Here is a 20,175-nt window from a genome sequence, read left to right as displayed (position 1 = left end):
ATCATGATCAGCGAGCTGCGGATCACCAATCTCGGGGTGATCAACTCGGCGACGATCGAACTGGACCCCGGCCTGACCGTGGTCACCGGCGAGACCGGTGCGGGCAAGACCATGATCGTCACCGGGATGGGGCTGCTGCTCGGGGCGCGGTCGGATCCGAAGGCGGTCCGGACCGGGGCCGGGCAGGCTCGGGTGGAAGGTGCCTTCACCGCGCCGGACCGGACGACGCGCGCTCGGGTCGACGAACTCGGCGGCGAACTCGACGGTGACGAATTGCTGGTCGCCCGCCAGGTCACCTCGGCCGGCCGGTCCCGCAGCTGGGTCGGCGGCGCCCAGGTCCCGGTCGGCTCCGGCAGCGCGGTGGTCGAGGAGTTGATCACCATCCACGGCCAGTCCGAACAGCTCCGGCTGACCAGCCCGGACCGGCAGCGCGAACTGCTCGACGCCTACGCCGGCGACTCGGTCTCGGAGTCGCTGGACGGCTATCGGCAGCGGTACGCGGAGCGGCAGCAGGCCCGGGCCGAGCTGGCCGAACTGACCGAGCAGGCGCAGAGCCGGGCCCGCGAGATCGACCTGCTGCGGTTCGGCCTGGCCGAGATCGAGAAGATCGATCCGCAGCCCGGTGAGGACGTCGAACTGGCGGCCGAGGCGACCCGGCTGCAGCGCAGCGACGACCTGCGGCAGTCGGCGGCCGCCGCGATGGTCGCGCTGGCCGGCGGCGAGGACGAGGCCGGCGGCGCGATGAGCGCGATCGCGGCCGCCCGCAAGGAGATCGAGACCCTCGCGGCCACCGATCCCGATGCCGAGAAGCTGCGCAGCCGGGTGCAGGACCTGTCGTACGCGCTGACCGAGCTGACGTCGTCCGCGGCCGACTACCTGGACGGGCTGGACGCCGAACCCGGCCGGCTCGAGCAGATCGCCGAGCGGCGTTCCGAGCTGGCCACCCTGACCCGCAAGTACGGCAGCGACTGCGACGAGGTGCTGGCCTGGGCCGCGGAGGCCGCGAGCCGGCTCGGTGGGCTGGAGTCCGGCGACGAGCGGATCGACGAACTGACCGCCCGGATCGCCGGGCTGGACGGCGAACTGGCCGAGTTGGCCGGCCGCATCGGCGCGGCTCGGCGGGAGGCCGCGGCCAGCTTCGCGACGCTGGTCGAGGCCGAGCTGGCCGCGCTCGCCATGCCGCACGCCCGGCTCAGCTTCGCGGTCACCGAGACCGAGCTCGGGCCGCACGGCGCCGACGCGGTCGAGCTGCTGTTCAGCGCCAACCCCGGCTCCGAGCCGCGCGGGCTCGGCAAGGTCGCGTCCGGCGGCGAGTTGTCGCGGGTCCGGTTGGCGATCGAGGTGATCCTGGCCGCCGAGTCGGGCAACCGGGGCACCTTCGTGTTCGACGAGGTGGACGCCGGCGTCGGCGGCAAGGTCGCGGTCGAGATCGGCCGCCGGCTGTCCGCCCTGGCCCGGCGGGCCCAGGTCGTCGTGGTCACCCACCTCGCTCAGGTGGCGGCCTTCGGCGACCGGCACTACGTGGTGGTCAAGGCCGACGACGGACAGGTCACCACCAGCGGCGTGCAGCGGGTCGCCGATGATCAACGCGCCGCCGAGCTGGCCCGGATGATGGCCGGCCTGGACACCACCGACTCCGCCCTGGCCCACGCTCGCGAACTGATCGAGACCGCGGACCGGGCCCGGACCGCGAAGCCGGTCAGGGCTCGGCGCAAGAAACCCGCGAAGGCCGGCTGAGGCACGTCGCCCCGACGAGAGGTCCGGCTCAGCGCCGATAGCGGTACAGCCGGGTGGCCTGGCCGATCACGTACAGGTCGCCGGCCCGGTCCGCTGCCAGGTGACGGGCCCCCACGGTGTCGTCGAGCACCTCGACGCGGCGGGTCCGGCGGTTGAACTCGAACAGCCGGCCAGCCGTCACGCCGTACAGCCGGTCGTCCCGCAGCAGCAGGACATGATCATTCCCGTAGCGGCTGCCGCCGGGCTCGTCGAACAATCGGGCCCGGTGCCGGACCACCCGGCGGACCGGGTCGAACTCGAAGATCACATTGTCGGCGAGACCCCACAGTCGATCATGCTCGTCCATGATCAACCCGGCCACGGTGGTCGCGCCCCTGACCGGGACCGTCTCGAAGATGATCTTGTGGGTCTCCGGGTCCCAGCCGAACAGCTTCGCCTCCGGCGTGACCGGATCGATGCCGTAGCCGCCGTTGATCGAGGTGCCGCCGATCAGCAGCCCGTCGTGCAGCACCAGCGACACCGGCGTCTGGTCCCTGATCACGTGGTCGTACACCTCGACCTCGTTGCTGAGCGGATCCCACAGCGTGATCGCGCCGCCGTGCCGGCCGGTGATCGGGACGCTGGTCACCGCCATCCGGGTCTCGCTCAGCTGGACGAAGCACTGCGGCCGGTTCTGGCCCCGACCGTCGAGATCGACCGCCGGTCCGGGGTTGGTGCCCATCGCCCAGGGCCGGTCGAGCTCGTACCGGTAGAGCCGGCCCTGCGGATAGCGCCCGAAGACAAGATCATTCCCGAACGTGCCGAAGCCTTCGACCTGACTGGTGCCGGTCAGCAGTTCGAACGCCTCCCGGTCCGGGTCCCAGCGGCCCATCCCGGGCGGGCTGAGATAGGCGCCGCAGTAGATCGCGCCGTCCGGCCCGGCGGCGATCGCGACCAGCTGGGTGCCGGCGCCCAGCAGGTCCGGCTCCAGGTAGTAGCCGCCCGAGGTGTCGGGGTTGAAGGCATAGATCCGGCCGTTGTTCCAGTACGTGAACGCGATCGACAACCCGGGCGAGGCCGGATCGGCAAGATCGACCCAGGCCCAGGTCTCCGGAGTCGCGTTCGGCGACCAGCCGATCGGCTCCAGCGCCCGGGTCTGGGTGTGGTAGCGCTTGATCACGTTGCCGGAACGGACGTAGACGGAGGCGTCGTCGCGCGGGTCGACCGGGGAGACTCCGTAGCCGCTGACCTCGGGGATCGTGTCGATCCACTGGCCGGACTCGGTGTCGAGGACGTACGTGCGGGCGCCGGTGGTGACGAAGAGCAGGCTGCCGCGCAGGTTGAGTTCGGTGATGTCGCTGGCCACCGGGCCGTCCGGCAGGGCGACCTCGGTGAACGTGCCGGTCGCGGGGTCGTAACTGGCGAGCCGGCCGTTCGGCTGGGTTCCGCAGTAGATCAGGCCGCCGACCTGCTGCACGGATCCGATGTACTGCTCGCCGGCGAGCGCCTGGCCGTGGTCGGTGGTTTCACCGGTCTCCGGGTCGTACGACAGCAGTAGACCGCCCGGGTAGGTGCCGATCCAGATCGTGCCGTCGTCACCGGCTCGGAGCGCCCAGATCCGCTGGTCCTCGCTGACGCTGCCGAGGTGCTCGACCGCGGTCGCTCCGGGCGTATAGCGGTAGAGCTCGGCGCCGTCCGAGGTGCCGAACCAGACGTCGCCGGTGGTCGGGGAGATGCTCAGGTTGCGACCGATCGACGCGCCGGCCGCGATCCGCACGTCCAAGATCGTCTTCCGGGCCCGCAGGTCGACGACGGCGAACTCGCCCGGGGTGGTCGGATTCCCCTCGGCACAGAGGTACGCCAGCGGCCGGCCGTCCGGCCCGTTGGCGATCGCCGAACTCTGCGTTTGCGTCTTGTGCACCGGCTCGCCGAGGTCGGTCAGCGTTCCCCCCGCGGTCGGTTCGGCGGAGGCGCTGAGCGGGAGCGAACCGGCCGCCAGGGCGACGAGTCCGGCCCCGCCCGCCCGGAGAATCGACCGCCGATCGGTGATGTCGTTCATCTCGATCCTCCTCGCCCCGACGCTGAGGCTTCGAAGTTATTGCAGCCTGCTGAATGTGGCAATAGGTGCAGGCCGTAATTTGTCACGGTGGTACGGACTGCGGACCTCGTCGTGAAGCTGTTCCCGCCCGCCGACCGGCTCGATCACGCACCGAGCTTGCGGCCTACCGGATGCTCGAAACGAGTGATCGGCTCCGGTGCCGGACCTGCTGGCGCGCGGTCACCTCGATGATCATGACTACCTGGTGCTGAGCCGATCACCGGGACGGCCGGTCTTGGAGCGATCGCTGCCGGAACCGCAGCAGCTCGCCCTGGCCCGTCATCTCGGCCAGGTGATCAAGAACGTACACACGCTGACGCCGCTCGAGCCGCAGGGCCGACTCGGCCGGGACTGGCTCCGTGATCTGGTCACGAGCGTTCCTGGACAGTTATGGCTGGCTCGCCGACGACTTCGTGCGCCGGGCCATGAGCGCGACCCTCAGCCTGGACTTCGACGCCTTCGACCTGCTCACGTCTATCCGACCCGACCTAACCCTTGCGGACTACCCGACCCTGGCCGACCTCGCCGACGACCTTTGGCGCCTGTGACATCTCGTCGGGCCTCTGACAGGTCGGCGAACACGGCCGGTGTCTCCACGGCTCCCGGACCCTGGAAGCACGCGGTCAGCCCGTCCGATCCCCGGAGGCCGGGCCGGTCGGTGAGCGTGTTGCGTGATGCGGTGACGTCGTCGAGCGGACGGCTTGACCGGCAGATCCGGCCGACATGGGGGTCAAGGCGTCCGCTCAGTGAGCGGGAGCCGGGGGTTGACCGTGGTGTGGATTCGGCCCGTTCACCTCACGCCGCGACCGTTGCGGATTTCCGCCGCGACTGACCGGCGGAAGTTCACTCCGGGCGTGCGAATCCGGGCGTCCGGCGCGGTCTCCGCGAAATCGCCAGTCGTGGCGTTCGTCGAAATCGGTCCGGGCGGGCTAGGGTGGAAGCCCGTGGGACATCGCGCACGCATCACGAAGCATCTGTTCGTCACCGGCGGTGTCGCCTCCTCATTGGGCAAGGGACTGACCGCCTCGTCGCTCGGCAACCTGTTGGTGGCCCGGGGCCTGCGGGTCACGATGCAGAAGCTGGACCCGTACCTCAATGTGGATCCCGGCACCATGAACCCGTTCCAGCACGGCGAGGTCTTCGTCACCGAGGACGGCGCCGAGACCGACCTGGACATCGGGCACTACGAGCGGTTCCTCGACGTCAACCTGTCCGGCGAGGCCAACGTCACGACCGGCAAGGTCTACTCGTCGGTGATCGCCAAGGAACGCCGCGGCGACTACCTGGGCGACACGGTCCAGGTGATCCCGCACATCACCAACGAGATCAAGGAATCGATGCTCGCCATGGGCGGCGACGAAGTCGACCTGGTGATCCACGAGATCGGCGGCACCGTCGGCGACATCGAGTCGCTCCCGTTCCTCGAGGCGGCCCGGCAGGTCCGGCACGACGTGGGGCGGGACAACGTGTTCTTCCTGCACGTGTCGCTGCTGCCGTACATCGGGCCGAGCGGCGAGCTGAAGACCAAGCCGACCCAGCACTCGGTGGCCGCGCTGCGCCAGGTCGGCATCCAGCCGGACGCCATCGTCTGTCGCTGCGACCGGGAGATCCCGGACTCGGTGAAGCGGAAGATCTCGCTGATGTGCGACGTCGACGACTCGGCCGTGATCTCCAATCTCGACGTGCCGAGCATCTACGACCTGCCGGCGATGCTGCACGCCCAGGACCTCGACGGGTACGTGGTGCGCCGGCTCGGCCTGGAACACGGCGCCGTCGACTGGACCCGCTGGAACGACCTGCTGGACCGGGTGCACAACCCGACCGAGGAGGTGACCATCGGCCTGGTCGGCAAATACATCGACCTGCCCGACGCCTATCTCTCGGTGGTCGAGGCGCTGCGCGCCGGCGGGTTCGCCAACCGGGCCAAGGTCAACGTGGTCTGGGTGCCCTCGGACGACTGCTCCACCGCCGACGGTGCCGCCAAGGTGCTGTCCGAGGTGGACGGCATCTGCGTACCGGGAGGCTTCGGGATCCGTGGTGTGGAAGGGAAAGTCGGCGCCATCCGCTATGCCCGGGAGAACCAGATCCCGATCTTGGGGCTGTGTCTCGGGCTGCAGTGCATGGTGATCGAGGTCGCTCGTGATCTTGCCGGGCTGGCCGGCGCGGACTCCTCGGAGTTCAACCCCGGTACGGAACATCCGGTGATCGCCACGATGGCCGAGCAGGTAGCGATCGTCTCCGGCGAGGGCGACCTGGGCGGTTCGATGCGGCTCGGTTCGTACCCCGCCACGCTGGCCGAGGGATCCCTGGTGGCCAAGCGGTACGGGAGCACCGACGTGGCCGAGCGGCACCGGCACCGGTACGAGGTGAACAATGCCTACCGGGACAAGCTGGAGGCGGCCGGGCTGGTGATCAGCGGCACCTCGCCGGACGGCCGGCTGGTCGAGTTCGTCGAGCTGTCGACCGACCTGCACCCGTACTTCGTCGCCACCCAGGCGCATCCGGAACTGAAGTCGCGGCCGACCAAGCCGCACCCGCTGTTCGCCGGGCTGATCGAGGCGGCGCTGGAGCGCAAGCTCTCCGCACGGCTGCCGATGGAGTCGGCGTGACCGAAGTCGATCATGGTCCGCTCGAGGGTACGCCGATCCTTGATGATCTTGCTCTGCTGGACGATCCGCAGGCCTGGTCGGTGGAGGCGACGGACGAACTGGCGGCCGGCCGGAAGACCTCCTACCGGTCCGATCGGGTACGGACCCCGGACGGCGAGTTGATCAACCGCGAGTACCTGAAGCACCCGGGAGCGGTCGGCGTGATCGCCCTCGATGATCATGATCGGGTGGTGCTGGTGCGGCAGTACCGGCATCCGGTGCGACACCGGCTGGTCGAGCCGCCGGCCGGACTGCTCGACAACGGCGACGAGGACTACCTGATCGGTGCGCAGCGGGAGCTGGCCGAGGAGGTCGGGCTGGCCGCGCGGGACTGGCGGGTGCTGGTCGACCTGTTCACGTCGCCGGGCATCAGCAGCGAGTCGCTGCGGGTCTACCTGGCCCGCGGACTGACCGCGGCACCGCTGCCGGACGGGTTCGTCCCGCATGCCGAAGAAGCACACATGGACGTGGTCCGGGCCGGCCTGGACGACCTGGTCCAGGCCGTGCTGGAGGGCCGGCTGCACAACCCGACCCTGGTCGCCGGGATCCTGGCCGCCTGGGCGGCGCGGACCCGCGACGGCTTCGACGCGTTGCGCCCGGCCGACGCCCCGTGGCCGGCGCGGGAAGCGTCGCGGCACTGAACGACCGCACGGGACCGACTAACGTTCAGACCATGACGTTGCGACGTTGGTCGATCCTGGTTGCGCTGGCCGCGGCCCTGTTCACGGCCGCCTGCACGGGTGGCACGCCGACCGAGACCGAAGACTCGAGCGTGCCGTCGGCACCGGCGTCGTCCGCTGCCCCCAGCCCGTCCGGACCGTCGTCCGAGGCGCCGAGCGGGCCGGCCACCTCAGCCGCTCCCTCGGAGTCGCCGGAGTCGAGCGCCCCGGCCGGCACCGAGCAGACCAGCGAAGACGGCGTGTTCAGCTGGACCATGCCGTGCGCGGCACCGCAGTCGCAGGAGATCACCGGCAACGACATGGACGAGCTGGGCATCGAGTCGACGGTCGCGTACACCTGCGGGAGGCTCGGCGACGCCAGGATCACCGGCGCCATGACGGCGACCCTGAAGCAGGAACCGAGCGCCGCCGAGGCGAAGCAGCTCGCCGAGTACGTGATCGGCGAGCTGGCGGGCAGCAAGCCGAAGCTGACCGACGCCGAACTGGCCGGGCATCCGGGCTGGTCCGCCGAGGTGGAGCGCGGCGGCCGGAAGATCGGCCTGCAGGCGGTCTGGTCCGGCACCGCGATGGCGCTGTTCTTCACCACACCGCCGGACGATCTGCCGGCGCTGCTGACCACGGTTCAGGTCAAGGGCTGACCGTTCGGCCGACTCGGCCAGCCGCCGACCGCGGAGCGTCGGACGGCCGTGAATCGGTCAGCGCCGTGGAGTGAAGCCGTCACCGGGACCGGTGACCGGGAGGACCGCGCTCCGCGGCTTCGACGGCCGAGACTCGCTGCATGACTCTTGCCACGGACGTTTCCGCAGCTCCGAACCCGGGTGCAGACGCGCCCGTCAACTATCTGCGCTCACTCCGCGACGGCGCCCGCTGGTGGAAGGCGCTCGTGATCATCGTGGCCGTCGTGCTGACGTACCTGGTGATCAACATCCCGCTGTCCCTGGCGGCGTTCGCCATCGAGGCTTCGCTGCGCGGCGTCGGGATGGGCGAGCTGATGAGCTCGCCGGCTCCGATGACCCCGGTGATCTTCGCCTCCGCCCTGCTCTCCCTGGCAGCGCTGCTGCCGGTCAGCCTGCTGCTGCACCGGTTGCTGTTCCCGCGCCAGCCGCTCGGCACCCTGTTCTCCGTCGCGGGCCGGTTCCGCTGGCGCTGGGCCGGCCGGGCCCTGCTGATCGCCATGATCATGATCGGCGGGATCAGCGCCGCGATCCTGGCGGTCGAGCCGCGGGTGCTGTTGACCGCGGCCGGGCCGCCGTCGGATCCGCTGCCCTGGTTGATCGTCGCGCTGACCCTGATGCCGCTGCAGGCCGCCGCCGAGGAGATCACGTTCCGCGGCTTGTTCGGCCGCAGCGTGGGCGGGCTGTTCGCCCGGGCCGGAGTCGGCACCGTGGTCGCCCTGGTGGTCTCCTCGGTGGCGTTCGGTTCGGCGCACCTGGCCGGTGACCCGTGGCTGATCGCGTACTACTTCCTGTTCGGTCTGCTGATGGGGATCGTCGCCTGGCGGACCGGCGGGATCGAGGCCTCGGTCGTGCTGCACGTCGTCAACAACGTGATCACCGGGATCATTGGCTCCGTGCTGGACCGCTCGATCGAGGCGGGCATCGACCGCAGCGCCGGCGCCGGCAGCCCGTTGATCTTGGTCCACCTGGGCACCCTGGTGCTGACCGCCGTCGTGTTGATCATCGTCGGGCGGGACCGGGGCAGGTCCGGCCGCGACATCGCGGCGGAGTCCTCCCCGGTCACCTCCGTCAAGGGGTGAGGACGGACCAGAGTTGCTCGCAGGGGAGCGGACGCAGGTCCGCGCTGACCTCGAGGTCGACGGTGACCTCGAGGCCGGCGAACCGGCGGCCGATCGACTCGGCGTAGCGCTCGGCGGCCGTGGCCTCGGCGAGATAGTCGTGCAGCAGGTGCTGGCCGAACCAGACCCGCACTCGCCGTTGTTCCACGGGTTGGTCGGTCATCGGCGGGCCTCCCGCCCGGCCGGCTCGAACAGGAAGCCGGGCGGACAGGCGAGGGCCTGCTCGATGGCCAGCGCGGTCCGGGACGAACAGGTGTCCCGGTGTCCCTGGACCAGGAAGTTGGCGGTGCCCGGGAGGATGCCGGCTCGCTTGGCCAGCGCGTACCCGGTGTTGATCTTGTAGAACGTCATGTAGTCCCGCAGAGCTTGGTGGGAACGGAGCTTCATCCTTGTGCCTCCGGTGGGGTTCGCAGTGATCACATTCAACAAGCAAAGTCGACAATCGTCAACGACTTTCGACTCCCTCTGTACGGCAATCCGCAACTGAATCGGCACATGTGCCGGAACGCCTCCGGCTGCCGCGGGGCGGGCGCTGTAACTTGTGCCTATGCAGCTGACCAGGCCGACGGCTCGAAGGCACGGATGACGGCACTGTCCGACCGGCTGGCGCAGGCGAAGGGCGACCGCAGCATCGACGATGTCGTGGCCCGCGCACAGGAGCAGGGGCACCGGATCGACCGGTCCGCCGTCGCTCGCTACCTGAAGGGCGAGCACGGACCGCGCCCGCGCCTGGAGACCCTGGCCGCGCTCGCGGCGGGCTTCGACCTGGATGCGCGGGAATTGCGGGTGCTGGCCGGCCGGCCGCCCGGCGAGCTTGGTCCGTACGTGCCGACGTCGGAGGCGGCCTCGCTCACCGCCGAGCAGCGAGACGCCCTGGACCAGTTGATCAAGGCGATCACACGGAGTGCGGCCGATGACCGCGGGGTCCGCCGGATCGAGCGGGCTGACGACCGGGACTTGTCAGCGGAGCCGCCTAGGCTGATCGAGGCCGAGCGGCGGGTCGCCAGCCGGCGGCAGGTGAAGTCGGGCGACGAGGACGTGGACGAGGAGTAGGACCGTGGCGGTCGCGCATCCGTGGCGGGCGCTCCGGAGCCTTCCGGGCGTGCGGGTGGAGTGGTCGAAGGACGACGCCCTGCTCCAGGGTGCCGACGCCTGGTGGTATCCGGATCAGGACGTGATCTTGATGGACGCCCGGGCGAAGCAGGTGGTCAAGCGCTGCGCCCTGGCTCACGAACTGGCGCACCGGGAGCGCCGGGACGTCCCATGCAGCGGCCGGGCCGAGCGGCGACAGGAGTTGGCGGCCGACCGGTGGGCGGCCCGCTGGCTGATCGGCATCGAGCCGCTGGCCGAGGTCCTCCGCTGGACCTCCTGCGAGGTCGAGGCGGCCACTGAACTGTGGGTCACGCTGCACCTGCTCCGGGTCCGCCTGCAACACCTGGACCCGGCCGAGCGCCGCTACCTGTCCCGCCGCTTGTCCACCGTGCCCTGAGTTTGTCGAGAGTCAGGGAGCGTGTGGTTCGGCCCTTCGACAGGTGCGGGGGGCGATGTGTTCAGGGGGTGTCGAAGGCCTGGCGGAGGTCGGCCAGCAGGGCTTCCTCGCCTTCCAGGCCGATCGACAGCCGGAGGGTGCCAGGTTGGATGCCGGCGGCCAGCCGCTCCTCGTCGGTCATGTTGAAGTGCGAGGAGTTGAACGGCGTGCTGACCAGGGTCTCCACGCCGCCGAGGCTGGTCGCCTCGACGCCGACCCGGAGCCGGCGCAGCACCGCACCGGCGCGTTCGTCGCCGCCGTGCAGCACGACGGTGAGCATGGCGCCGGCGGCGTCCGGCATCACCCGGCGGACCACGGCGGCGTCGGGATGATCATTGCGGCCCGGGTAGATCACGTCGCGGATTGCGGGCTCCTTGGCCAGCAGGTCGGCCAGCGCCGCGGCGGTCCGGCAGCTCTCGGCGAGCCGGACCCGGAACGTCCGCATTCCCCGCCAGAGCAGGAAGGCTGCGTGCGGATCGGCGCAGCCGCCGAACGTGATCAACCGGCGCTGCACCTCCTCGAGCAGGGCCGGGTCGCGCGTGGTCGCCGCTCCCGCGACGACGTCGGAGTGCCCGGCCAGGAACTTCGTCGCCGACTCGACGACGACGTCGGCGCCGAGCTCCAGCGGCCGGGTGCAGTACGGGGTCGCGAACGTGTTGTCCACCACGAACCGCGCTCCGACCGCATGGGCCGCCTCGGCCACGGCCGGGAGATCGACCAGCCGCAGTTGCGGATTGGACAGGGTCTCGCCGTAGACGACCTTCGGCTGGTGCTCGGCGATCATGGTCCGCCACGCGTCGGTGTCGTGCGCGTCGACCCGGACCACGGTGGCGCCGAGCGCCGGCAGGTCACGGCGGAGCAGGTCGTCCGTGTCGCCGTACGTCTGCCGGGCGGCCACCACCGTGTCACCGGCGCCGACCAGGCTGACCAGCGTGGTCGCGATCGCCGCCATCCCGCTGGCGAAGATCAACGAGTGACCGGCTTCGTCGCCGCCGCCGTGCAGTCGGGCCACCTCGGCTGCCGCCGCGTCGACGGTCGGGTTGTTGAACCGGGTGTACCAGGTCTCGTGCAGCCCGCCCTCGCCCTGGATGTCGGCGTACGCCCGGTCGTCCAGCTCGAACGTCGTGGTCTGATAGATCGGTGGGATGACCGGATACGTGCGCGACGTGTGGGCCCGGCCGGGACGGTAACGGTTCTGGTCCATCAGGGCACGGTACGCCGGGCAAAACGCTTTCCGCGAAACCCGGGCAGGCCGGGGTCTATGCTCGCCCCGTACCGCCGGGAAGGGTTGGCGGAGCCCCGCCGGCTGCGGCGTCGCGGGAGATGATCATGAGGAGGTACGGATGCGGATCGGGGTACCGACCGAGGTCAAGAACAACGAGTACCGCGTGGCGATCACCCCGTCCGGTGTGCACGAACTGGTCGGCCACGGGCACAGCGTCACCGTGCAGGCCGGTGCCGGAGTCGGGTCGTCGATCACCGACGACGAATACGGTGCGGCCGGCGCGGTGATCATCGACGATCCCGATCAGGTCTGGGCCGACGCGGAGATGATCTTGAAGGTGAAGGAGCCGGTGCCGAGCGAGTATCCGCGGCTGCGGCCGGATCTGATCCTGTTCACCTACCTGCACCTGGCGGCGAGTCTCGACTGCACCCGGGCCCTGCTGGACCGGCGAGTCACCGGGATCGCGTACGAGACGGTGCAGTTGCCCGACCGGTCGCTGCCGCTGCTGGCCCCGATGAGCGAGGTGGCCGGCCGGCTGGCCCCGCAGGTCGGCGCGTTCCACCTGATGCGGCCGGGTGGCGGGCGTGGCGTGCTGATGGGCGGGGTGTCCGGTGTGTACGCGGCGAAGGTGGTGGTGATCGGCGCCGGCGTGTCCGGGATGAACGCGGCCGCGATTGCGCTCGGCATGCAGGCCGAGGTCCTGTTGCTGGACAACAACATCGACAAGCTGCGCCAGGCGGACCGGATCTACCAGGGCCACCTGCAGACGGTCGCGTCGAACGCGTACGAGGTGGAGCGGGCGGTGCTGGACGCGGACCTGGTGATCGGTGCCGTGCTGGTGCCGGGGGCGAAGGCCCCGACCTTGATCAGCAACGAGCTGGTGTCGCGGATGCTGCCCGGCAGTGTGCTGGTCGACGTCGCGATCGACCAGGGCGGCTGCTTCGAGGATTCCCGGCCGACCACGCACGCCGAGCCGACCTACCGGGTGCACGACTCCGTGTTCTACTGCGTGGCCAACATGCCGGGCGCGGTGCCGAACACGTCGACCTACGCGCTGACCAACGTGACGCTGCCGTACGCGGTCGCGCTGGCCGATCGCGGCTGGCGAGAGGCGGCCCGGAACGATCCGGCGCTGGCCCTCGGGATCAACACACACGCCGGCGAGTTGATCAACGAACCGGTCGCGCAGTCGCACCAGCTGGCGCACCGCCCGCTGGCCGAGCTGCTCGGTTGAGCCGCGGAGTCCGTACCCGATGATGATCAAGGAGTTGGTGTCGACCTATCTTGATCATCTCCTGGTCGAGCGCGGGTTGTCGTCGAACACGGTCGCGGCCTACCGTCGTGATCTTGACCGTTACGTACGCCAGCTGGCCGACTCCGGCGTCGACCGGCTGGAGTCGGTCTCACCGGCCATGATCACCGAGTACGCCAGCCGGCTCGCCGAGGGCGTCCGGGACGAGGCCGAGCCCGATCGCTGGCGGCACCCGCCGCTGGCCCGGGCCAGCGTCGCCCGCGCCGTGGTCGCGGTCCGCAACCTGCACCGGTTCGCCGTCGAGGAACGCCACACCGAGCTCAATCCGGCTGCGGAGGTGCAGCCGCCGGCACCGGCCCGCCGGCTGCCGAAGGCGCTGCCGCTGGACGCCGTGCAGCGGTTGCTGGAGACGCCGGCGCCGGACACCCCGCTCGGGCTGCGCGACCGGGCGCTGCTGGAGTTGCTCTACGGCACCGGCACCCGGATCGGCGAACTGGTCGCGCTCGACGTCGACGACGTCAGCCGGGCGCTCGAGCTGCCGGAGCAGGAGACGGCGGCGATCCGGGTGCTGGGCAAGGGCGGCAAGGAACGCTTCGTGCCGCTCGGCCGGTATGCCCGGGCGGCGACGTCGGCGTACCTCACCAGGGCACGGCCGGAGTTGGCCCGCCGCGGCCGCGGCATGCCGGCCTTGCTGGTGAACGCCCGCGGCGGCCGGCTGTCCCGGCAGAGCGCCTGGACGATATTGCGCTCGGTCGCGGAGCGGGCCGGGATCACCACCGAGATCTCGCCGCACACACTGCGCCACTCGTTCGCGACCCATCTGCTGGACGGCGGGGCGGACGTCCGGGTGGTCCAGGAACTGCTCGGTCATGCCTCCGTGACGACGACCCAGATCTACACGCTTGTTACGGTGGACCATCTCCGCGAGGTGTATCTGACCGCTCATCCCCGGGCGCGTTAGCCGGGTCTGAGCGGGGATGAACTTGCATCCGTCGGCGACCCGCGTCGTGATCGGCGCTATCGATGGCTCACCAGGGCCGGGGGCACTAAGCTGCGCGGAAGCACGGCGACGCAGGGGACGTGCACGCCAAGGTAGGAACCGATCACGGGGCGGAAGGATGAACGTGGACGAATCCACCGAATTCGGTGGCCGCCAACGGCCGACGGTCGAGCTCTACGACCCCAGCGATTCCGCTGCAGAGGAGTTGTTCACGGTGCCGGAGCAGGTGGCGCCGGAGCCGACGGTGCCGGTGGCGGAACCGCCCGCCGGCGAGGACGAGCCGATCCGCGAGTACGAGCCGGACGGACGCTTCGACAGGGCGGTCGGCAAGGGCTCAGCCGACAAGCCCGGCTCGATCGGACCGACCGGGCGGCCGTTCCCGAAGCTGCCGCCGATCTCCGACTGGCCGCACACCCGGCCCGCGATGATCATCGCGATGTGCAACCAGAAGGGCGGCGTCGGCAAGACCACCAGCACGATCAATCTCGGTGCCGCGCTGGCCGAGGCCGGGATCAAGACGTTGCTGGTCGACTTCGACCCGCAGGGCTCGCTCTCGGTCGGCCTGGGCGTCAACCCGCACACGCTCGAGCTGAGCATCTACAACCTGCTGCTGGGCCGGGACACCGAGATCGACGAGGTGATCTCGCCGACGAACGTCGAGGGCCTGGACGTCCTGCCCAGCAACATCGACCTGTCCGCCGCCGAGGTGCAGTTGGTCTCCGAGGTGGCCCGCGAGCAGACCCTGCTGCGGGTGCTGGAGAAGATCCGCGGCGAGTACGACGTGATCTTGATCGACTGCGCGCCCTCGCTCGGCCTGCTCACCGTGAACGCGCTGACCGCCGCCGACAAGGTGATCATGCCGCTGGAGTGCGAGTTCTTCGCGCTGCGCGGGATCGCCCTGCTCACCGACACGATCGCCAAGGTGCAGGACCGGCTCAACCCGAAGCTGGAGATCCTCGGCATCCTCGGCACCATGTTCGACCCGCGGACGCTGCACAGCCGCGAGGTGCTGGAGCGCGTCGTGCAGGCGTTCGGTGAGACCGTCTTCCACACCGTGATCCGGCGGACCGTGAAGTTCCCGGAGACGACCGTCGCCGGCGAGCCGATCACGACCTATGCGTCGAGTTCGCCCGGCGCGGCCGCGTACCGCTCGCTGGCCCGGGAGGTGCTGGCTCGATGCCACGGCGGGTGAGCCTGCCCGGGGCGTCGGAACTGTTCCGGCCGACCCGGACGGAGGAGCCCGCACGGCCGGTCCAGCGCGACCAGCCGGCCGAGGCGAGAAGTCCCGACGCGGAGCCCCCGCGCGACCAGCCGGTCCGTTCCGATCGAGACGGTGCCCGGGCGGACGAGGGGAACCGGACCGAGTCCGGCCGGGCCCGGCGGGCCGCCGAGGACGGCGTCGCCGGTCGTGCGGTCCGCGGATCCGGTCGGGTCCGGCACGAGGAGAAGATCACCGTGTACGTCAGCTCGGAGGAGCTGCTGGCCCTGGAACAGGCCCGGCTCACCCTGCGTGCGAAGCACGGCATGGCGGTCGACCGCGGTCGGATCGTCCGGGAGGCGATCGCGGCGGCCCTGGCCGGACTCGAACAGCACGGCGAGCAGTCCGACCTCATCCGGAGGCTCAGCCAGTGACTCCGGCCCAGGAGCTGCAGGACTCCGGGCCGGACGCGGAGGGTGCGGGGCGGACCTCGTTCAGCGTCCACCTGGCGAACTTCGAGGGCCCGTTCGACCTGCTGCTGCAACTGATCTCCAAGCACAAGCTGGACATCACCGAGGTCGCGCTGTCCAAGGTGACCGACGAGTTCATCGCCCACATCAAGGCCGCCGGCGACCGCTGGGATCTGGAGCAGACCAGCTCGTTCCTGGTGGTCGCGGCGACCCTGCTCGACCTGAAGGCGGCCCGGCTGCTGCCGTCCGGCGAGGTCGACGACCCGGAGGACCTGGCCCTGCTGGAGGCCCGCGACCTGCTGTTCGCCCGGCTGTTGCAGTATCGCGCGTTCAAGATCGTTTCCGGCTGGATCGCCGAGGTGCTGTCCGAGCAGGGCCGCCGGCATCCGCGGCAGGTCGGGATGGAGCAGCACTTCACCCAGCTGATGCCCGAGGTGACGATCGGCGTCAGTCCGGAGCGGTTCGCCGAACTGGCGGCCAAGGCGATGACGCCGAAGCAGGCCGATGTCGTCTCGCTGGCCCACCTGCACGCGCCGACGGTGAACGTCCGCGACGAGGCCGTGATCCTGGTGGACCGGCTGCGCCGGTCCGGGGCGCTGACGTTCCGCGCGCTGACCGCCGACGCGACCGATCGGGTCGTCGTGGTCTGCCGTTTCCTGGCGCTGCTGGAGTTGTTCCGGGAGGCGGCCGTCGCCTTCGAGCAGCTCACCCCGCTCGGCGAGCTGACCGTACGCTGGACCGGTTCGGCCGAAGGGGACCTGACCATCTCCGACGAGTTCGACGCGCCGCCGAAACCCGCTGCGGACGAGGCCGCGGACGAGGGTGCCGGCCCGGACGCCGACGACGAACCCGCTCAGCCCGACCAAGATCAGGAAGGCGATCGTGACTGATCAGACCGCCGAGACGACGCCGGCCGAGGATCTCGCCGGTACGGATTCGCCCGCCGACCCCGGCCCGGTGGCGGATCGCTCGCCCGAGAACCAGGCGGCCGCGGCCCCCGAGGACGCACCGGCTGCGGAAGCCGCTGCAGAAGAGCAGGCCGCGGAACCGCCGGCGGCGGAGGGCGGCCCGGCCGAGGCGGCGGCGGAGCAGCAGGACACGCTGGTCGAGATGCCGAAGACCGACGACATCCCCGGCGCCCTGGAGGCGCTGCTGCTGCTGGCCGAGGAGCCGATGAGCGAGACCGTGCTGGCCCAGGCGGTCGGTGCGCCGGTGCACGTGGTCTCCGACGCGCTCGCGGAGTTGGTCGCGTTCTATGACGAGACCGGGCGTGGCTTCGAGCTGCGCCAGCTGGGCGGCGGCTGGCGTTACTACACCCGGGCCGAGCACGCCGACCTGATCGCCGGGCACGTCCTGGACGGGGCCCAGTCCCGGCTGTCCCAGGCGGCGCTGGAGACACTCGCCGTGATCGCGTACCTGCAGCCCATTTCGCGGTCCCGGGTCTCGGCGATCCGCGGCGTGAACGTGGACGGCGTGATCCGTACCCTGCTGGCGCGCGGGCTGATCGTCGAGGCCGGTGCCGACGCCGAGAGCGGGGCGGTGGTGTTCGCGACCACCGACTACTTCCTGGAACGGATGGGCCTCTCGTCGCTCGAGCAGCTGCCCGAGCTGGCACCGCACCTGCCCGAGGCGAGCGAGCTGGAGGCCGAGTTGTCGCAGTTCGCGACGATCAGCCAGGCCGCCGAGGCGGGCGGTCCGACCGAGGCCGTACCGCCGGGGCCCGAGGCCCCGGGAGCGTCCGCGTCCTCCGACTCCCCGGCCTCGGCCGGATCGCCCGACTCACCCGACTCACCAGCGTCTCCCGATTCGCCGGAGTCGCCCGCATCGCCGTCGTCGCCCGACTCGCCGAGTGAGCCGGACTCGCCGAGTGACCCGGACTCGGACGACTCGGAATCCACCGGTTCCGCTCCGGAGAGCGAGTCCGCGGAATCGGTGCGGGACGACGAATCCGAGAACGCGTCTGTCGACGGCGAGTCGGCGGGTACTGGGGACGGCGAGTCTTCCGATGCAGCGCCGGGCCTCGAGCCCACGGATCGCGCGGCGGACTCCGAAGCCGCGGACACGGCTCCGGACGCGGCATCCGCTGCCGCTCCGGACGGCGACGCCGACTCCCGCGACCCCGTACCGACCGACGATCCCAGGTCGAGCCCGCCGGTTCCCGGTGAACCCGCCACTCGGCAAGATGCGCTCGATGAATGACGAGGGCATCCGGCTGCAGAAGGTGCTCGCGGCGGCCGGGATCGCGTCCCGGCGGGCCAGCGAGAACCTGATCATGGCAGGCCGGGTCGAGGTCAACGGTGCGGTGGTGACCGAGCTCGGCACGCGGGTCGATCCGGAGACCGACCTGATCCGCGTCGACGGCGCCCGGATCCCGCCGCCGAGCCGGCATGCGTACGTCGTGATCAACAAGCCACGCGGCGTGGTGTCGACCATGGACGACCCGGAGGCACGGCGCACCCTGTCGGACTACCTGGCGGACCGGACGGACCGGCTGTTCCACGTCGGCCGGCTGGACACCGACACCGAGGGCCTGCTGATCCTGACCAACGACGGCGACTTCGCGCACAAGCTCGCGCACCCGTCGTTCCGGGTCCCGAAGACCTATCTGGCCGAGGTTGCCGGAGTGGTCAGCCGGGAGACGATCCAGCGGCTGCGGCAGGGCGTCACCCTCGACGACGGCCCGGTCAAGCCCGATTCGATCAAGCTCGTGTCCACCGCCGAGGACCGAAGTCTGGTCCGATTGACGTTGCACGAGGGCAGAAACCGGATCGTCCGCCGTACCATGGATCATGTCGGGCACCCGGTCCGTCGGCTCAGCCGGATCGCGATCGGCCCGGTCCGGCTGGGACAGCTGAAGGTTGGTGAGCTGCGCGACCTGACCACGGCCGAGTTGGGTGAACTGCTCGATTTGATCAGCAGGGGAGACTGAATCTCCGAGCCCGGTGAGGAGTGCTGATGGATCGCAGGATCTTCGGTCTGGAAACCGAGTACGGCGTGGCCTGCACCTCCGGCGGGACCCGGCGGCTGACGCCCGACGAGGTGGCCCGCTATCTGTTCCGGCGCGTCGTCACCTGGGGCCGGTCGAGCAATGTCTTTCTGCGCAACGGATCCCGGATCTATCTCGACGTCGGTTCCCATCCCGAGTACGCCACCGCCGAGTGCGACGACCTGATCCAGCTGATCGATCATGACTCCGCCGGGATGCGGATCCTGGAAGACCTGATCATCGACGCCGAGCAACGTCTGCTCAGCGAGGGCATTTCCGGCGACATCTACCTGTTCAAGAACAACACCGACAGCCACGGCAACTCCTACGGCTGCCACGAGAACTACCTGATCTCCCGGATCGGCGACTTCTCCAAGATCACCGATGTGTTGGTGCCGTTCCTGGTCTCCCGGCAGTTGATCTGCGGGGCCGGCAAGGTGCTCTACACCGCCCGCGGTGCCGAGTACAGCGTCAGCCAGCGGGCCGAGCACATCTGGGAGAGCGTGTCGTCGGCGACCACCCGCAGCCGGCCGATCATCAACACTCGCGACGAACCGCACGCCGACCCGGAGCGCTACCGCCGGCTGCACGTGATCGTCGGCGACTCGAACATGAGCGAGACCACGACGCTGCTCAAGGTCGGCAGTACGGAGCTCGTGCTGCGGCTGATCGAGGCCGGCATCGGGATGCGCGACTTCACCCTGGAGAACCCGATCCGGGCGATCCGCGACATCGCCCGTGACAAGACCGGCCGGACCAAGGTGATGTGCGCCAACGGCCGGCTGATCTCGGCGCTGGAACTGCAGAACGAGTACTTCGAGAAGGTGTCCGAGTTCGTCCGCCGGGACGGGCTGGCCACGCCGGCGATCGACCGGGTGCTGGACCTCTGGGAGCGCACCCTGCGGGCCGTCGCGGAGGACAAGCTGGCCCTGATCGACACCGAGATCGACTGGGCGATCAAGTATCAGTTGCTGGATCGTTATTCGGCCAAGCACGGCCTCGATCTGGCCGACCCGAGGATCGCCCAGCTGGACCTCGCGTACCACGACATCCGGCGGGACCGCGGCATCTTCACCCTGATGGAACGCCGCGGTACGGTCGCCCGGGTCACCACCGATCCGCGGATCTTCCGGGCCAAGTCGGTGCCGCCGCAGACCACCCGGGCCCGGCTCCGGGGCGACTTCATCGCGGCTGCGCAGCAGTCCCGCAGCGACTACACGGTCGACTGGGTGCACCTGAAGCTGAATGACCAGGCCCAGCGCACCGTACTCTGCAAGGACCCGTTCGTCGCCGTCGACGAGCGCGTCGACCGCCTGATCGCCTCCATGCGCCGCCCCTGACCTCGGGGCCCCGCAGTTTTTCACGTAACGTGAAAAACTGTCGCTTTACCAGGGAAGCTTCTCTGGTAAAGCGACAGGAAACGTGGTGAGGATCGGGCTCGGGGGCGTGGCTCGGGCGGGCTGACAGGTGGCACACATCGAGTCCGGGTAGGGTTTGCGGGTGCGTCTCTCGACCAAGTCTGCGTTCGCCGCTGTAGCGGCCCTCTCCGTCCTCGCGCTGGGTGCCTGCGGAACCCCTG

20 protein-coding genes are annotated in these 20,175 nt (G+C 70.2%); 16 read left to right on the top strand and 4 right to left on the bottom strand.

Features of this window, described 5'->3' with window-relative positions:
- Positions 1-3 precede the first annotated feature (3 nt).
- On the top strand, positions 4-1,737 hold the full coding sequence (recN, locus tag BKA15_RS04660; RefSeq protein ID WP_179748519.1) for a DNA repair protein RecN: 1,734 nt from the start codon (positions 4-6) through the stop codon (positions 1,735-1,737).
- A 28-nt stretch (positions 1,738-1,765) separates the two neighbouring features.
- Here the strand turns inward: recN and BKA15_RS04655 are convergent, their stop codons facing one another.
- Positions 1,766-3,775, bottom strand: coding sequence for a ligand-binding sensor domain-containing protein (locus BKA15_RS04655; RefSeq protein WP_179748517.1), 2,010 nt, complete (start codon positions 3,773-3,775; stop codon positions 1,766-1,768).
- Between the two features lie 398 nt (positions 3,776-4,173).
- On the opposite strand from BKA15_RS04655, the gene BKA15_RS04650 reads away from it, so the two are divergent.
- The 5 genes from BKA15_RS04650 to BKA15_RS04630 all read left to right on the top strand — a co-directional run bounded on the left by BKA15_RS04650 (position 4,174) and on the right by BKA15_RS04630 (position 8,898).
- A complete protein-coding gene (locus tag BKA15_RS04650) occupies positions 4,174-4,362 on the top strand; it encodes a hypothetical protein (protein ID WP_179748515.1) in 189 nt (62 codons plus the stop codon).
- Between the two features lie 396 nt (positions 4,363-4,758).
- On the top strand, positions 4,759-6,423 hold the full coding sequence (gene pyrG / locus BKA15_RS04645; protein WP_312878822.1) for a CTP synthase: 1,665 nt from the start codon (positions 4,759-4,761) through the stop codon (positions 6,421-6,423).
- Positions 6,424-6,476: 53 nt separating this feature from the next.
- Entirely contained in the window at positions 6,477-7,103 is a 627-nt protein-coding gene (locus BKA15_RS04640; RefSeq protein WP_179758242.1) for an NUDIX domain-containing protein, read from the top strand.
- Between the two features lie 32 nt (positions 7,104-7,135).
- Positions 7,136-7,780, top strand: coding sequence for a hypothetical protein (locus tag BKA15_RS04635; protein ID WP_179748513.1), 645 nt, complete (start codon positions 7,136-7,138; stop codon positions 7,778-7,780).
- A gap of 140 nt (positions 7,781-7,920) precedes the next feature.
- Positions 7,921-8,898 carry a CPBP family intramembrane glutamic endopeptidase gene (locus tag BKA15_RS04630; protein WP_179748511.1) on the top strand — a complete coding sequence of 326 codons (978 nt, stop codon included), beginning with the start codon at positions 7,921-7,923 and terminating at the stop codon, positions 8,896-8,898.
- Here BKA15_RS04630 and BKA15_RS04625 read toward each other — a convergent pair.
- Both BKA15_RS04625 and BKA15_RS04620 read right to left on the bottom strand, forming a co-directional pair.
- Positions 8,888-9,100 (bottom strand): hypothetical protein, encoded by a 213-nt coding sequence (locus BKA15_RS04625; RefSeq protein ID WP_179748509.1) that lies wholly within the window; start codon positions 9,098-9,100, stop codon positions 8,888-8,890. The two genes, BKA15_RS04630 and BKA15_RS04625, sit on opposite strands and share 11 nt — an antisense overlap.
- Positions 9,097-9,324 (bottom strand): helix-turn-helix domain-containing protein, encoded by a 228-nt coding sequence (locus tag BKA15_RS04620; protein WP_179748507.1) that lies wholly within the window; start codon positions 9,322-9,324, stop codon positions 9,097-9,099. Before BKA15_RS04620 ends, BKA15_RS04625 begins: the two co-directional genes overlap by 4 nt.
- A 195-nt stretch (positions 9,325-9,519) precedes the next feature.
- Here BKA15_RS04620 and BKA15_RS04615 point away from each other — a divergent pair, with 195 nt between their 5' ends.
- Together BKA15_RS04615 and BKA15_RS04610 are read left to right on the top strand one after the other, a co-directional pair.
- Positions 9,520-9,990: a hypothetical protein gene (locus BKA15_RS04615; RefSeq protein ID WP_179748505.1), complete on the top strand. Its 471-nt coding sequence runs from the start codon at positions 9,520-9,522 to the stop codon at positions 9,988-9,990.
- A 4-nt stretch (positions 9,991-9,994) separates the two neighbouring features.
- Positions 9,995-10,426 carry an ImmA/IrrE family metallo-endopeptidase gene (locus BKA15_RS04610; RefSeq protein ID WP_179748503.1) on the top strand — a complete coding sequence of 144 codons (432 nt, stop codon included), beginning with the start codon at positions 9,995-9,997 and terminating at the stop codon, positions 10,424-10,426.
- Between the two features lie 61 nt (positions 10,427-10,487).
- On the opposite strand, the gene BKA15_RS04605 is transcribed toward BKA15_RS04610, so the two are convergent.
- Positions 10,488-11,669: a trans-sulfuration enzyme family protein gene (locus tag BKA15_RS04605; protein ID WP_179748501.1), complete on the bottom strand. Its 1,182-nt coding sequence runs from the start codon at positions 11,667-11,669 to the stop codon at positions 10,488-10,490.
- 139 nt (positions 11,670-11,808) lie between these two features.
- Between BKA15_RS04605 and ald the strand changes: the two genes are divergently transcribed.
- The 8 genes from ald to pafA all read left to right on the top strand — a co-directional run bounded on the left by ald (position 11,809) and on the right by pafA (position 19,936).
- Entirely contained in the window at positions 11,809-12,924 is a 1,116-nt protein-coding gene (gene ald / locus BKA15_RS04600; RefSeq protein WP_179748499.1) for an alanine dehydrogenase, read from the top strand.
- Between the two features lie 19 nt (positions 12,925-12,943).
- Positions 12,944-13,903, top strand: coding sequence for a site-specific tyrosine recombinase XerD (locus BKA15_RS04595; RefSeq protein ID WP_179748497.1), 960 nt, complete (start codon positions 12,944-12,946; stop codon positions 13,901-13,903).
- 322 nt (positions 13,904-14,225) lie between these two features.
- Positions 14,226-15,134, top strand: a complete 909-nt coding sequence (locus BKA15_RS04590; protein WP_179758241.1) for a ParA family protein — start codon at positions 14,226-14,228, stop codon at positions 15,132-15,134.
- Positions 15,119-15,574, top strand: a complete 456-nt coding sequence (locus BKA15_RS34770; protein ID WP_218871067.1) for a hypothetical protein — start codon at positions 15,119-15,121, stop codon at positions 15,572-15,574. The genes BKA15_RS04590 and BKA15_RS34770 overlap by 16 nt, the downstream gene beginning before the upstream one ends.
- Positions 15,571-16,500, top strand: a complete 930-nt coding sequence (locus BKA15_RS34765; protein ID WP_376766788.1) for a segregation and condensation protein A — start codon at positions 15,571-15,573, stop codon at positions 16,498-16,500. Before BKA15_RS34770 ends, BKA15_RS34765 begins: the two co-directional genes overlap by 4 nt.
- Positions 16,493-17,809, top strand: a complete 1,317-nt coding sequence (scpB, locus tag BKA15_RS36735; protein ID WP_312878821.1) for an SMC-Scp complex subunit ScpB — start codon at positions 16,493-16,495, stop codon at positions 17,807-17,809. The genes BKA15_RS34765 and scpB overlap by 8 nt, the downstream gene beginning before the upstream one ends.
- Positions 17,793-18,539, top strand: coding sequence for a pseudouridine synthase (locus tag BKA15_RS04575; RefSeq protein WP_376766787.1), 747 nt, complete (start codon positions 17,793-17,795; stop codon positions 18,537-18,539). The genes scpB and BKA15_RS04575 overlap by 17 nt, the downstream gene beginning before the upstream one ends.
- A 26-nt stretch (positions 18,540-18,565) precedes the next feature.
- On the top strand, positions 18,566-19,936 hold the full coding sequence (gene pafA / locus BKA15_RS04570) for a Pup--protein ligase (protein WP_179748491.1): 1,371 nt from the start codon (positions 18,566-18,568) through the stop codon (positions 19,934-19,936).
- The last annotated feature ends 239 nt before the right edge of the window (positions 19,937-20,175 follow it).

The sequence above is a fragment of the Microlunatus parietis genome, assembly GCF_013407955.1.
In the GTDB taxonomy this organism is placed as follows: Bacteria; Actinomycetota; Actinomycetes; order Propionibacteriales; family Propionibacteriaceae; genus Microlunatus; species Microlunatus parietis.
This window is presented reverse-complemented; position numbering and strand designations above follow the sequence as displayed.